The 12935-nt window shown below is 69.4% G+C and carries 14 protein-coding genes; 9 read left to right on the forward strand and 5 right to left on the reverse strand.

Annotated features, from left to right (window positions below):
• Positions 1 to 8: 8 nt before the first annotated feature.
• The 3 genes from PH203_RS21640 to PH203_RS21650 all read right to left on the reverse strand — a co-directional run bounded on the left by PH203_RS21640 (position 9) and on the right by PH203_RS21650 (position 3094).
• Positions 9 to 512, reverse strand: a complete 504-nt coding sequence (locus tag PH203_RS21640) for a hypothetical protein (protein WP_289921995.1) — start codon at positions 510 to 512, stop codon at positions 9 to 11.
• Between the two features lie 144 nt (positions 513 to 656).
• Entirely contained in the window at positions 657 to 1352 is a 696-nt protein-coding gene (locus PH203_RS21645; RefSeq protein ID WP_289921996.1) for a DUF4328 domain-containing protein, read from the reverse strand.
• A 119-nt stretch (positions 1353 to 1471) separates the two neighbouring features.
• A complete protein-coding gene (locus PH203_RS21650) occupies positions 1472 to 3094 on the reverse strand; it encodes a glycoside hydrolase family 20 protein (protein ID WP_289922456.1) in 1623 nt (540 codons plus the stop codon).
• A gap of 212 nt (positions 3095 to 3306) precedes the next feature.
• Between PH203_RS21650 and PH203_RS21655 the strand changes: the two genes are divergently transcribed.
• From PH203_RS21655 to PH203_RS21685, 7 genes are all read left to right on the forward strand, one after another.
• Positions 3307 to 3861, forward strand: a complete 555-nt coding sequence (locus PH203_RS21655) for a 2-oxo-4-hydroxy-4-carboxy-5-ureidoimidazoline decarboxylase (RefSeq protein ID WP_289921997.1) — start codon at positions 3307 to 3309, stop codon at positions 3859 to 3861.
• A gap of 134 nt (positions 3862 to 3995) precedes the next feature.
• Positions 3996 to 4376 (forward strand): succinate dehydrogenase, cytochrome b556 subunit, encoded by a 381-nt coding sequence (gene sdhC / locus PH203_RS21660; protein WP_266888806.1) that lies wholly within the window; start codon positions 3996 to 3998, stop codon positions 4374 to 4376.
• A gap of 5 nt (positions 4377 to 4381) precedes the next feature.
• Positions 4382 to 4870 (forward strand): succinate dehydrogenase hydrophobic membrane anchor subunit, encoded by a 489-nt coding sequence (locus PH203_RS21665; protein WP_289921998.1) that lies wholly within the window; start codon positions 4382 to 4384, stop codon positions 4868 to 4870.
• Between the two features lie 22 nt (positions 4871 to 4892).
• Entirely contained in the window at positions 4893 to 6647 is a 1755-nt protein-coding gene (gene sdhA, locus PH203_RS21670) for a succinate dehydrogenase flavoprotein subunit (protein ID WP_289922000.1), read from the forward strand.
• Positions 6647 to 7408: a succinate dehydrogenase iron-sulfur subunit gene (locus tag PH203_RS21675; RefSeq protein ID WP_046261720.1), complete on the forward strand. Its 762-nt coding sequence runs from the start codon at positions 6647 to 6649 to the stop codon at positions 7406 to 7408. Before sdhA ends, PH203_RS21675 begins: the two co-directional genes overlap by 1 nt.
• A 153-nt stretch (positions 7409 to 7561) precedes the next feature.
• Positions 7562 to 8101, forward strand: coding sequence for a hypothetical protein (locus tag PH203_RS21680; protein ID WP_289922002.1), 540 nt, complete (start codon positions 7562 to 7564; stop codon positions 8099 to 8101).
• 77 nt (positions 8102 to 8178) lie between these two features.
• Positions 8179 to 8514 carry a hypothetical protein gene (locus PH203_RS21685; RefSeq protein WP_289922003.1) on the forward strand — a complete coding sequence of 112 codons (336 nt, stop codon included), beginning with the start codon at positions 8179 to 8181 and terminating at the stop codon, positions 8512 to 8514.
• Positions 8515 to 8517: 3 nt separating this feature from the next.
• On the opposite strand, the gene PH203_RS21690 is transcribed toward PH203_RS21685, so the two are convergent.
• Positions 8518 to 9306 carry a hypothetical protein gene (locus tag PH203_RS21690; protein WP_289922004.1) on the reverse strand — a complete coding sequence of 263 codons (789 nt, stop codon included), beginning with the start codon at positions 9304 to 9306 and terminating at the stop codon, positions 8518 to 8520.
• Positions 9307 to 9605: 299 nt separating this feature from the next.
• Here PH203_RS21690 and PH203_RS21695 point away from each other — a divergent pair, with 299 nt between their 5' ends.
• Positions 9606 to 10391 (forward strand): hypothetical protein, encoded by a 786-nt coding sequence (locus tag PH203_RS21695; protein ID WP_289922005.1) that lies wholly within the window; start codon positions 9606 to 9608, stop codon positions 10389 to 10391.
• 117 nt (positions 10392 to 10508) lie between these two features.
• The gene (locus PH203_RS21700; RefSeq protein WP_289922007.1) at positions 10509 to 11801 is read left to right on the forward strand and encodes a M48 family metallopeptidase; all 1293 of its coding nucleotides are present in this window, start codon (positions 10509 to 10511) and stop codon (positions 11799 to 11801) included.
• A 656-nt stretch (positions 11802 to 12457) separates the two neighbouring features.
• On the opposite strand, the gene PH203_RS21705 is transcribed toward PH203_RS21700, so the two are convergent.
• Positions 12458 to 12892, reverse strand: coding sequence for a hypothetical protein (locus PH203_RS21705; RefSeq protein WP_289922008.1), 435 nt, complete (start codon positions 12890 to 12892; stop codon positions 12458 to 12460).
• Between the last annotated feature and the right edge of the window lie 43 nt (positions 12893 to 12935).

Consider the following 12935-nt stretch of genomic DNA (forward strand, 5'->3'; position numbering starts at 1 on the left):
CCGGAGTGTCACAGAGGCACCACAGCGAGCCGGTCGAGCAGCCGGAAGAAGAGGTTTTCGGCCAAAGGGTCGGCCTCGGCGGTCAGTACGTCCAGCAGGACGTCCGCCTCGACCACGTGCCCGGCCTCCTCGGCCCAGGCGGCGGCCCGCTCGGCGGCGTCCCGCGGTTCCAGGAAGTAGTCCTCCAGCGTGGGGCCCTCGTCGTCGGCGCCGAGGTACTTGGCCATCGCGGCCCGCGCCAAACAGGTCGTCCAGGCCCCGCTCTCCGGCCCGGCCGCCTCCACGACCACACAGTCGCTGTCCATGACGTACCCGAACAGCGCGGGCGCCCCGGTCTCCCGGGCCAGCGCGTTCATCGACCCGACGTCCCCGTCCCCGCTCGGGTACTCCCACACCTGCCATCCGCCGGGCGCCTCCATGCTGAGGCTCAGCCCCTCGGCCCCGGCCAGCGCGTCCAGCTCCGCGAGCGGCCGCGCACTGCGGCCCACGACGTAATACCCCCAGTAGCCCATTTCCGGCTCCCCCCGGCGTCTCGGCTGCGGCTCGGGGCCGAATACACCACAGCCGTACGGCAGTTCGCAGCCGGATCGGACAATCCGGTACGTCAGGCGGGCATATCGGGCGGGTATATCGGGCGGGTCTATCGGGCGGGTACGTCAGGCGGGTACGGGGGCTGCTCCCTGGTGCGCCTTCTCGTTCTGCATCCGCGTCAGCCGCAGCACGACCGCGACGGCGAGCGCGGCGGCCACGATGTCGACGGCGTCGGAGAACAGCATCTGCCCCGCCGCGTCCTGGATCTCCGGCGCGGTCTCGGCCCGGCGGTAGGCGGTCTGGGCGGCCCGGCCGGAGAGCAGCGAGATGATCCAGAACGCCCACCAGGTGTTGACCAGCCCCTGCGACCGCACCGCGCCCCAGGGGGTGCTGGCGGCCCATATGTCCAGCGTGATCCGGCGCGGGAACCAGAGGTTGACGATCGGCACGAGCCAGCCCCAGACCGCCCAGCCCCGCTTCTTGCTGTGGCCGAACGGGTCGAACACCTCGGCGTTGACCCGCACCCGGTGGAACCAGCACAGGAACAGGACGGCGGCCGTGAGCAGCGCGACCGTCTGGACGACGCCGGCGACGGCGAAGAGCCGGTCCGCCCGGTCGGCCCGCCCGATGAGGGCGGCGCCGTGGCCGCCACCCGCGAGGTCGCCGGTGACGTCGTACATGACGACATCGGCGTAGACCGCGAACAGGTCGGTCGCGATGACCGCGCCGAGCCCGGCGACGGCGGCCCACCCGAGCCCGATCGGCGACCGCAGCCAGGCGGTCGGTGCGGCGTCGAACCGGGCGTGCGGATTTTCGATCATGGTGAGGCTGCCCCCCGAATACGGAACTGACGAGAACGCCGCGCCCGGCCCTCCCCAGAGCCTCACGCGCGGCTAGCGGAACATACGGTTCACCGACCCCGTACGTCCACTCGTCACCCTCAGCCCAGCCGGTCCGCCAGTGCCTTGAAGTCCGTCCAGGACAGCGGAGGCCGGTCCGCGTCCCACAGCTTCTGGGCCGTCGCCCTGAGCGGCATCCGCACCCCGGCCGCGACCTGCTCCTGGGTCTGGGAACCGGCGAGGTCGCACCAGACCGCGAAGGCCCCGCCGAGGATCTGGTCGTCGTACCTCGCCGGGACCGCGGTCGTGCCGCGCAGCACCCGTGGCGTCCACAGTGCGTAGATCCGTTCCCCCGTCGGATAGACGAAGTTGTTGGGCTGCCCGAGGACGTAGTACAGGAACTCGTCGTTGTAGTTGATCACCTCGCGCCCCGCACTCAGATACGCCACCGGCTGCCGCGCCCCGATCTCCTTGCCCGTCCAGTAGGTGACCTGGATGTCGGCGTCGGGCCGCACGGACGTGTCCGCGAAGAAGCCGTCGTTCCAGGCCCGCGGGGTCCGGTCGTGCGCGCGGACGGTGGCGGCGCGGTCGTTGAGCCACCCGGTGGTGAGATCGGCGACGGTCCCGCCCGCGCCGTAGGCCTCCTTCGCGGCCGCGGCCAGCTGCGGGTACGAGGCCTCGGGGTTGCTGCTCACCATCAGCGCCCGGTATTCGTCACCACCGAGGTGCCAGGGCCCGCCGGGGAAGAGTCCGGCGTACTCGTTCAGCAGATCGTCGACGATCTGCGCGGACGCGTCCTTGGAGATGTCGATCGCCCCGCGAACGGGGACCCCGGACATGTTCCTCAGCTGCAGCTCGGGATGCGCGGCCAGCACGGCCCCCAGATGCCCGGGCGAATCGATCTCCGGTACGACGGTGATGTGCCGCTCGGCCGCGACCTTGAGGATCTTCCTGACCTCGGCCTTGGTCAGATGCTGCGGGGCCACGATCTCGGGATGCGAGTCGGACTCGATCCGGAACGCCTGGTCGTCGGAGAAGTGCAACTGCAGCTGGTTGAACTTCAGATCCCCCAGCTCCCGCACCCGCTCCTCGATCCAGCCCGCACTGAAGTGCTTGCGAGCGGTGTCGAGGAGGAACCCGCGCACCGGCTTGGCGGGCGCGTCCCGTACGACACCTTCCGGCGCCGTACCCCCGCCGTGCACGGCCTGCTTGAGGGTGCGGGTCCCGTAGAAGACACCGGAGTCGGCGGCCCCGCTGACGGTGACCCGCCCACCGCGCACGGTCATGGTGTACGCCTCCGGGTCGCCCTTCGTCTCCGCACCGAGGGTCAGCCGCAGATCCCCGTCCCTGCCGTCCGCCTTCACCCCCGCGTACGTCAGCCCCAGCTCCCCCGCGACCAGCCGCCCCTCGTCGGCCAGTTCGGTGTCGTTCACGACGACCCGCGCCCCGCTCCTCGGCCGCCAGCCGGGTCCGCGCTCCGGGGTGTGCGCCTGTACGGCGGGAATGGTGCGCGGGGTCTGTGAGAGGGGGTAGGTCCGGGTGGGAGTGGGCGTCGGTGTGCCCTTCTGTGGTGAGGCACCGGGCTCGCTGCTGGACCGGCCGGCGGAGGGCTGGCGTACCGCCGATCCCGTCGGCCCGCTGTCGTCGCCCCCGTCGCCGGAGGCCCACAGCCCGAGCCCGACCCCGGCCCCGACCGTCACGGCCAGCGCCGTGACGACGAGCACCCGGGTCCTCACCTGCCGTGCCTTGCGCGCCGACGGCCGGCGCCTGTGCTGGCTCACGACCCCAACCTAGGCATGACGGGTGGCCGGAAGTGTCCACCAGGCGTTCCGAAACTCTGCCGTTCGAGTGAAATTCGGGCAATGGTCGGACACGTCACGCCCACTCTCGATAACGTGACGCAACACCTCACACAGCTTCCCCTGCCGAAACACACGTGACGCCCACACACCTTCCCGGCCGAGTCGCCATACCGGCCCTGCCCGAGCAGACCCGCACCCCACGGTCGCCGAACCTGCTGGACGCCTTCAACACCGCGTCCCCAGAAGACGTCCACCACCTCCTCCTCACCTGCCTCCGCAGCCTCCGCTGGGCCCGCCGGGTGGCGGACCACCGCCCCTACCCGGACCTGGACTCCCTGCAGGCCGCGTCGGACGAGGCGGCGTACGACCTGTCCCCGGGGGACTTGTCGGAGGCATTGGCGGGAGAGACGTTGCCGTCATTGCCGGACGGTACGTACGGGGCGGCCCATATGGCCCTGGACGCCGCACATGCCGCATACGAGGCCAAGTTCGGCCACTCGTTCGTCATCTGCCTGGACGGACTGTCCGCGGGCGAGGCCCTGGACCACGTACTGGCCGGAATCCGGTCACGATTGACAAACGATCCGGAGGAGGAGCGGGTGGTGGCGGCGGAGGAGTTGCGGCGCCTGGCAAAGGGCCGCCTGCTGGAACGGCTCACCCATCCCGGTGGCCCGCCCGTGCAACTTTGATCACATCGGTTGGGCCGCTGTAAGCATCCCGACAACACGTCGCTACGATGCTGGGGGCCGGAGGACCGTACCCGGCCGGGCCAGACCGACAGCACAAGCCGGCGGCCCCAATCCCCGCTCCCGGAGGGACTTCCGTGCCGGCTGGAACGCTGTACCGCGGCCGGGAAGGAATGTGGTCCTGGGTGGCTCACCGAGTCACCGGCGTCCTCATCTTCTTCTTCCTGTTCGTTCACGTGCTGGACACCGCTCTCGTCCGTGTCTCCCCCGAGGACTACGACAGGGTCGTAGCCACGTACAAGACCCCGCTCGTCGCGTGCCTGGAGTACGGCCTCGTCGCCGCCATCCTCTTCCACGCACTGAACGGCCTGCGCGTCATCGCCGTCGACTTCTGGTCGAAGGGCCCGCGCTACCAGAAGCAGATGCTCTGGTCGGTCGTCGGCCTGTGGGTCGTGCTGATGATCGGGGCGATCTACCCCGTCCTCGGCCACGCCGCTCGTGAACTGTTCGGGAGCTGACGCACATGTCTACTACTGAGAAGACCGCTGACGTCTCGGGCGTCGGCCCCGTCGAGGGCGAGTCCCTCTACAGCGTCGACAACCCGGCCCCCCTCATCGAGGCCCCGCGCAAGCGCACCAAGAAGACCCCGCGCTCGACCCGCGGCAACTTCGAGATGGCCGCGTGGCTGTTCATGCGGCTGTCCGGCATCGTGCTGGTCGTCCTGGTCCTCGGCCACCTGCTGATCCAGCTGGTGCTGGACGGCGGTGTGTCGAAGATCGGCTTCGCCTTCGTGGCCGGCCGCTGGGCGTCCCCGTTCTGGCAGGTCTGGGACCTGCTGATGCTGTGGCTCGCGATGCTGCACGGCGCCAACGGCCTGCGCACGGTCATCAACGACTACGCGGAGCGCGCGAACACCCGGCTGTGGCTGAAGGGCCTGCTCTACACCGCCACGGTGTTCACCATCCTGCTGGGCACGCTGGTGATCTTCACCTTCGACCCGAACATCCGCTAGGCACGGGGCTGAGGAATTCCTGATGAAGATCCACAAGTACGACACCGTCATCGTCGGCGCGGGCGGCGCCGGCATGCGCGCCGCGATCGAGTCGACGAAGCGCAGCCGTACCGCCGTGCTCACGAAGCTCTACCCCACCCGCTCCCACACGGGCGCCGCGCAGGGCGGCATGGCCGCAGCGCTGGCCAACGTGGAGGAGGACAACTGGGAGTGGCACACCTTCGACACGGTCAAGGGCGGTGACTACCTGGTCGACCAGGACGCCGCCGAGATCCTGGCGAAGGAAGCCATCGACGCCGTCCTCGACCTGGAGAAGATGGGCTTGCCGTTCAACCGGACGCCCGACGGGACGATCGACCAGCGCCGCTTCGGCGGTCACTCCCGCAACCACGGTGAGGCCCCGGTCCGCCGGTCCTGCTACGCGGCCGACCGTACCGGCCACATGATCCTCCAGACGCTGTACCAGAACTGCGTGAAGGAGGGCGTGGAGTTCTTCAACGAGTTCTACGTCCTCGACCAGCTGATCACCGAGGTCGACGGCGTCAAGAAGTCGGCCGGTGTGGTGGCGTACGAGCTCGCGACCGGCGAGATCCACGTCTTCCAGGCGAAGGCGGTCATCTACGCCTCGGGCGGCACCGGCAAGTTCTTCAAGGTGACGTCGAACGCGCACACGCTGACGGGCGACGGCCAGGCCGCCGTGTACCGGCGCGGTCTGCCGCTGGAGGACATGGAGTTCTTCCAGTTCCACCCGACCGGCATCTGGCGCATGGGCATCCTGCTGACGGAGGGCGCCCGTGGTGAGGGCGGCATCCTCCGCAACAAGGACGGCGAGCGCTTCATGGAGAAGTACGCGCCGGTCATGAAGGACCTCGCGTCCCGTGACGTCGTCTCGCGGTCGATCTACACGGAGATCCGTGAGGGCCGCGGCTGTGGCCCCGAGGGCGACCACGTCTACCTCGACCTCACGCACCTCCCGCCGGAGCAGCTGGACGCGAAGCTCCCGGACATCACCGAGTTCGCCCGCACCTACCTCGGCATCGAGCCGTACACGGACCCGATCCCGATCCAGCCCACCGCGCACTACGCGATGGGCGGCATCCCGACGAACGTCGAGGGTGAGGTCCTGAGCGACAACACGACGGTCGTCCCCGGTCTGTACGCGGCCGGCGAGGTCGCGTGTGTGTCGGTGCACGGCGCGAACCGTCTGGGCACGAACTCGCTGCTGGACATCAACGTGTTCGGCCGTCGTGCGGGCATCGCCGCCGCCGAGTACAGCCACACGGCCGACTTCGTCGAACTGCCGGAGAACCCGGCGGAGTTCGTGGTCGAGCAGGTCGAGCGACTGCGCAACTCGACGGGCACCGAGCGGGTTTCCGTGCTCCGCAAGGAGCTGCAGGAGACCATGGACGCCAACGTCATGGTGTTCCGCACCGAGCAGACGATCAAGACGGCGGTCGAGAAGATCGCGGAGCTGCGCGAGCGCTACAAGAACGTCGCGATCCAGGACAAGGGCCGTCGCTTCAACACGGACCTGCTGGAGGCGATCGAGCTCGGCAACCTCCTGGACCTCGCCGAGGTCATGGCGGTCTCCGCGCTCGCCCGCAAGGAGTCCCGCGGCGGTCACTACCGCGAGGACTACCCGAACCGCGACGACGTCAACTTCATGCGCCACACCATGGCGTACCGCGAGGTCGGCGACGACGGCACCGAGTCCATCCGTCTCGACTACAAGCCGGTCGTCCAGACCCGCTACCAGCCGATGGAGCGTAAGTACTGATGGCAACCCCTGTTCTGGACAAGGTCGAGGCGGAGTCCGCGGCCTCTCCGTACATCACGGTCACGTTCCGAGTCCGCCGCTTCAACCCGGAGATCTCGGCCGAGGCGACCTGGGAAGACTTCCAGCTGGAGATCGACCCCAAGGAGCGCGTCCTCGACGGCCTCCACAAGATCAAGTGGGACCTGGACGGCACCCTGACCTTCCGCCGCTCCTGCGCCCACGGCATCTGCGGCTCGGACGCGATGCGGATCAACGGCAAGAACCGTCTTGCCTGCAAGACCCTCATCAAGGACATCAACCCCGAGAAGCCGATCACGGTCGAGCCCATCAAGGGCCTGACGGTCCTGAAGGACCTGGTCGTCGACATGGAGCCGTTCTTCCAGGCGTACCGCGACGTCATGCCCTTCCTCATCACGAAGGACACGAACGAGCCGACGCGCGAGCGCCTCCAGACCGCGGAGGACCGCGAGCGCTTCGACGACACGACGAAGTGCATCCTCTGCGCGGCCTGCACCTCCTCCTGCCCGGTCTTCTGGAACGACGGCCAGTACTTCGGCCCGGCCGCGATCGTGAACGCCCACCGCTTCATCTTCGACAGCCGTGACGAGGCGGGCGAACAGCGCCTGGAGATCCTCAACGACCGCGACGGCGTGTGGCGCTGCCGCACCACCTTCAACTGCACGGACGCGTGCCCCCGTGGCATCGAGGTCACGAAGGCGATCGCCGAGGTGAAGAAGGCGCTGATCACGCGGCGGTTCTGAGCTTCGAAGTCCTGCCTCAGGGCCCTGTTTCCGTCACTTCGGGAACGGGGCCCTCTGGTGTTTTTGGCGTGATTTGCCTACTACTGAAGCAGGCCTTCCCGCGTCACACTGCGAGCCGAGAGCCGGTGTCGGCCACGGGACAGTGAGGGAAGCGTGACCGAGGAAGGGTCGAGATCGTCAGACGAGGGCGACCGCGCCCCTCAACTCGGCTACGGCGGAGCCTCGAAAGAAGCGCACTTCGTGGCCGCGCCCCTGCTCACTGCTGCGGCGCTGTCCCTCGCCGGAGTGGTCGCCGGTGCTGACACCGCCTTCCGCTGGCCGGGGGCGACGCTCATCCTCTTGGTCATTACGGCTATGACGCTGATCTTCAGCATGCAACTCGCATACAACGCGCGCGTGTATCTGTTCACCTACTCGGAGGTCAAGGATCACTACGACGGTCTGCCCAAAGCGACCGCGACAGAGAAGCGCATGCGCGAGGAGTACACCGATGCCAGGCGCATCTGGCGCTCGCGCCTGACCCCTGCGGTTCATACCTACAACGTCGGCACCCTGCTTCTCGGAGCGGGTGTCGCCGCGTCGCTAGTGCCGCCCGACGGCGGCGAAGAAGCACCGGCTCGTTGGACAGCCGCCGCCATCGTGTTCATCGGCACCATCGCCGACGGAATCTGGATAGTCCGCAAGAAGCCCTGACCTTCACCGAGCCCATCCGGAGGAAGCATGCTGCACTTGGCGCAGATGCCGTACTTCCCGGCCTGACACCCCCTGGAATGCCCTGCCCCGACTGCGATACAGATCTGCCGTGGCAAGCCGGCGGGCAGACCGACGTCCCGAAGAACGCCCGCCGGCCCACCGTTCAGGAGGCCTACGATAAGGCGGCCCAGGACAACGGCGAGACCTTGAAGAAGTACCTGAACACAAAGTACGACCGTCCGGCGCGGCACAAACGAGTCGCCCTGCAGCGCCACTCGTCAGAAGACCGGCCATGCCGCTTCGACGGCTGGCCCGAGTGGCTCCTCGCCCACTGCCCCAAGCCGGAAGACGTGGACCAGTGGGTCCCCAAGCTGCAGCCCTGGTGGACACCACCAGCACCGACCACCCACTGAGCTTCAGCCGAGTTCGTCGCCATCGTCCGCAACCCGGCCCCGGTCTGTCGTCCTGTGCTCGTACGACAGCTCGAAAGGCCCCATGTCCGCGAACAGTCCGGAGAGCCGGCGGAAGGTCGCTTCCTCGACGTCGGAGTCCGGCGGAAGCGGCAGGTGGAGTGCCTCGAGCAGATCGAAGCGGTGCAGATCGTAGGCGACATGCATCAGGCCGGAGTATGCCTGTGCTGCCGTCACCGCGCCCTTGTACGCCACCGCTGCAAGGGCGATGCCGACACCACACCACCACCAGACGAACGGTTCGTCGTACAAGGCCGTGGCGCCCGACGTGGTCAGAGCGAGGAACGCCCAGCAGAGGTTCACAGCCGTGTCGAGCACGTCGCGCGTGGAACGGAGGATCTCCGCCATACGGTCGGAAACCTGAAGGTAGAGGCGCGGCCACGAGGTCAGTGTCGTCAGGCCGTAGCGTTCACCTGCGGTCAACTCGCCCGCGCGTAGGGCGTTGCCGAGCGCTGTGGGGAGTTGAATCTCTGCGGGTGGGCGGGCCGCCAGGCGGCGGCGGGCGTCGGCCCTCACCCGACAGGCCGTGTCCCCACCACCGGTCCTGTCGGCTTTCTTCCGCAGTCCGTGCCAGCGCGCGCGCTGTATTCGAGCCAAGGCTCCCGCAAGACCGGCTGTGACCGGCCATCTGTCCCAGTAACCCTCCAGTACTCGAACCGCCCGCACCTGGAACGGTCGCAGCAGTAAGCCGAGAAGAGACGCACAGACGCCGACCGTCGCCGACACCTCGAACATGTCCGCCGGCCGCTCCGGCCATACGGCACCCCAGTCGCTCCGCCCTGAGAAGCTCCCCGTCCGTACCAGCGCGAGCACCCCCGCGACGAACAGCGCGCACGGCACGAAGTGCACCGACAGCACCCGTCGCACGAAGCCCGCTCCTCCCCAAACTCCCCTGAGCGCTGTTCAGTATGGAGCGCGGTGTCAAGTGGAGCCGAGGGCGGGCCGGAACTCGATCAGGACGGGGAAGGGCGTTCACCAGTCAACTCCGCAGTGGTTTCCGTGAGTTGTGAGGCTGTTGTTGCAGACTGCTCCTCATGGCGCTCCTGAGGAAAACCGCAGCTGCTCTCTCCGCCGCGGCGGCGGTACTGCTCGCGATACCCCCCGTTTCCGCCTCCGCGACCCCGCACCCGCACAACCGGACGCTCGCCCGCGAGACCTTCGACCGGCTCCCCCTCGGACCGGTCACCTCAGGGCGCGGGTGGACCGCCGACACGGCCGGCGGATCGTTGAGTGTCGTGGCCGGTTCCGGTGGTCAGGGGCGTGAGCTCCGGGTCCACACCGACGGCAACGGACGGGCCTTCCTCGTGTTCGACCAGCTCGCGCCACCCGGCAACAGCTTCTGGGCGCGCATGCGGTTGCGGGTCGACGCGTTCCCCATCGCTCCCGACTGGGCGCACTGGACGATCGCCGAGGCCTCCGGGTCCGACTCGCCCACCCTCGTCCGCCCCCTCGGCGGCCAGTACGCCCCCACCGACCACGGCAACTTCTGGGGCGTCGGCTCCGATCTCGGGCCCACCGGCGACTGGACCTCGTGGAAGACCTCCGCACCAGCCGTCGCCGGCACCTGGCAGTGCGTCGAGTTCCATCTGGACGCCACGGACAACCGCGTGACCGTCTATTTCGACCGGGTCGAGCAGACCGACCTGACCGTGTCCACGAAGGAACACGGGGGTACGGGCGACGACTTCGTGTTCCCGGACTTCGAGAAGCTGAAGCTCGGCTGGCAGCTGTACCAGGCCGACCCGGACCCGTCGTCGTACGACATCCGGCTCGACGACATCGTCGTGAGTACTCGGCGGGTGGGTGGCTGCGGCAAGTGACGCCGGGGCGCAGGCGGCCTACGGGGTTGGCCGGGCCCGTGCGGCTGTGATCAACTGCCCCCGCCATGTACACAGCAGCCTCTGGGGAGGGGCTGCCAGGAGGGGGAGGGTGCGCCGATGCGTGCCGTCGAGGAGCAGGTCGTCCAGCCGTGCCCGCAGTGCGGGGTGGAGATCCGTGGGGACCGCCGGTTCACCGTGTGGTGCGCGGCCTGTGACTGGAACGTGGATCCGCAGGGGCCGGACCGGCGGAAGCAGGGCAGGCTGGAGCGGCGGCGGCGCCGGATGGCCCAGCGGTACGGCGAACGGCTGCTGGAGGACCTGGCCGGCGCGGCCGGACGCCCGGAGCGCGAGCGTCCTGGACGGTCGGCGGCCGGTGTGCTGGCGTACACCGTCGCGCTGCTGGTGCACGGGGTGACCCTGGCCCTGTTCGCGGGCGGGCTGTGGTTCGTGATCGGCGGCTGGGGCGGCTTCGGCATGGTGGCCGGGCTGTTCCTGCTGGGTGTGGCGGTGACGCTCCGCCCGCGACTGAACCGGCTGCCCGCGGGCGCGCACACCGTGTCCAGGACCGCCGCACCCGAGCTGTACGCCCTGGTCGACGAGGTCGCGGTAGCCCTCGGCACCCGTGGCGTGGACGTCATCGTCCTCGACGGGCAGCCCAACGCGAGCGTCACGCATCTCGGCGTCCGCCGTCGGGTGCTCACGCTGGGGCTGCCCTTGTGGGAGGTGCTGTCCCCGCAGGAGCGGATCGCCCTCCTGGGCCACGAGTTCGGCCACTTCACCCACGGCGACACCCGGCACGGCATGGTCGTGGGCACGGCCTACGGGTCGCTGACCACGTGGCACTACTACCTGTCCCCGATCGAGCGGCCGTCCGGGGCGGAGTACGTCGTCAACCTGTTCTACTTCGTCCCCCGTTGGCTGATCACCGGTGTGGTGCTGCTGCTCGACCTCCTGACCACGCGGGCCTCCCAGCGCAGCGAGTATCTCGCCGACGCGGCGGCGGCCCGGGTCGGTTCCTCCGAGGCCGCGGCCGGACTGATGGACCAGCTCCTGGTCGCGGAGTCCATCGAGACGACGCTGTACCGAGAGGTCAACGCCCGGCGGATGCGCGGCTCGGCGCGGGTGAGCGCGCAGGACGCCGAGGGGCTGTGGGAGGCGCTCGCCACCCATCTGCGCTCAGTCCCGGAGTCCGAGCACGAACGCCGCCGTCGCGTCAGCGCCCGCCGCGGCCACAGTGTCGACGCCACGCACCCTCCCACCCACCTCCGCCGCACCCTGCTGCTCCGTCTCCCGCCCACGCCCGCCTCGGTGACCGCCGACGCCGGACGCACCGGACGCCTCGCCGCCGAACTCGCGGACCCGCGCGCCGCCGTGGCACTGGAGCTGGTCAGGGACGGCGTGGACGCGTGAATCCGGCCGCCGTTCCACAGCCGGCTCAGGGTCGTCGGGTCCGTGATCTCCGTGTCGGCCCGGATCAGGTCCTTGAACCGCTGGACGTGCCCCGTCGTCATCCCCCCACCAGTGCAACGAGCTTCAGGAACGTGACCTCGGTCCCGGGCCCCAGCTCGATCTCCTCGTCGAGCTCGGTCATCTGCCGGTCCCCGACCAGCACCAGGAAGCCGTTCCCCCGCGAACGCCTTCAGGGCCAGCGCCGTCTGCTTCTCGGGGTCCATCCGCCGGGGCGTGCGCAGGGCGTAGCCGTTGAGAACCCGCTCAGTGTCGTCCGGCTGGACCAGCCCCTGGAAGACCTCGGGCGTGCGGGAGTTGTACTCGGCGACCTCCTGGAAGACCCGGCGCCGGATCAGCTCCCGCACGCTGAGCCGCTCCTCGGCGATCTCCAGCCCCCAGCCGTCACTGCGGCCACCGCTTGTCGTCTCGTCGACGAACGTCGCGATTCCCATGCCGTCGACAGTACGATCCACCACTGACAACGCCCCCCGGACCCGGTTCCCGAACCGGCCCCGGATGCCGACCCGGCCGCGGCCTCAGTCCTCCCCGCCCCCGGTCCTCCCCGGCGCCACCGTCCGGCCGGCCGCACCGCAGGCCTCACCGCCCGCCCGGCCGCCTCACCGCACCGCAGGCCTGCGCCACTCCCGCGCCCCCGCCGCCCGCATCAACTCCACGGCCGGCCCCGGCTCTCCCGACACCAGCGGATGCACCAGCTCCAGACAACGCACCTGCTCCGCCAGTGACTTCCGAAGCTGCCGCAGGCTCCGCGCACCGAACGACACCCGGCCCCCGGCCACCCCCGCGGCGACCGCCAGTTTCCCGATGCCGACCTTGCACTCGGTCAGACCTGTGTCGCGGCAGGCGTGTATCTCGACGTCGCCGTCCCACAGCCCGAGGACGACCTGATAGCGCACGCCGGAGCCCGTGTAGGTCGCGACGGCGAGATGCCGGTCCCGCTCCCCCTCTCCGGGGCCGTCGAGGCCCAGTCTCCCGGCGACGTCCGCGAAGGCCGCTCGTACTTCGTCGTGGAAGGCCTCTGTTCCCGGAACCATTCCCGCCCCCTCCGCCCCACGGCACTGACGACGGCTCAGCGTA

Source organism: Streptomyces sp. S.PB5, from assembly GCF_030403745.1.
Taxonomy (GTDB): Bacteria; Actinomycetota; Actinomycetes; order Streptomycetales; family Streptomycetaceae; genus Streptomyces.

Coding starts and splice junctions, on each gene's coding strand:
- PH203_RS21640 (WP_289921995.1), bottom strand. CDS start 512: ATGGGCTACTGGGGGTATTACGTCGTGGGCCGCAGTGCGCGGCCGCTC.
- PH203_RS21645 (WP_289921996.1), bottom strand. CDS start 1,352: ATGATCGAAAATCCGCACGCCCGGTTCGACGCCGCACCGACCGCCTGG.
- PH203_RS21665 (WP_289921998.1), top strand. CDS start 4,382: ATGTCTACTACTGAGAAGACCGCTGACGTCTCGGGCGTCGGCCCCGTC.
- sdhA (WP_289922000.1), top strand. CDS start 4,893: ATGAAGATCCACAAGTACGACACCGTCATCGTCGGCGCGGGCGGCGCC.
- PH203_RS21675 (WP_046261720.1), top strand. CDS start 6,647: ATGGCAACCCCTGTTCTGGACAAGGTCGAGGCGGAGTCCGCGGCCTCT.
- PH203_RS21685 (WP_289922003.1), top strand. CDS start 8,179: ATGCCCTGCCCCGACTGCGATACAGATCTGCCGTGGCAAGCCGGCGGG.
- PH203_RS21690 (WP_289922004.1), bottom strand. CDS start 9,306: ATGTTCGAGGTGTCGGCGACGGTCGGCGTCTGTGCGTCTCTTCTCGGC.
- PH203_RS21695 (WP_289922005.1), top strand. CDS start 9,606: ATGGCGCTCCTGAGGAAAACCGCAGCTGCTCTCTCCGCCGCGGCGGCG.
- PH203_RS21700 (WP_289922007.1), top strand. CDS start 10,509: ATGCGTGCCGTCGAGGAGCAGGTCGTCCAGCCGTGCCCGCAGTGCGGG.
- PH203_RS21705 (WP_289922008.1), bottom strand. CDS start 12,892: ATGGTTCCGGGAACAGAGGCCTTCCACGACGAAGTACGAGCGGCCTTC.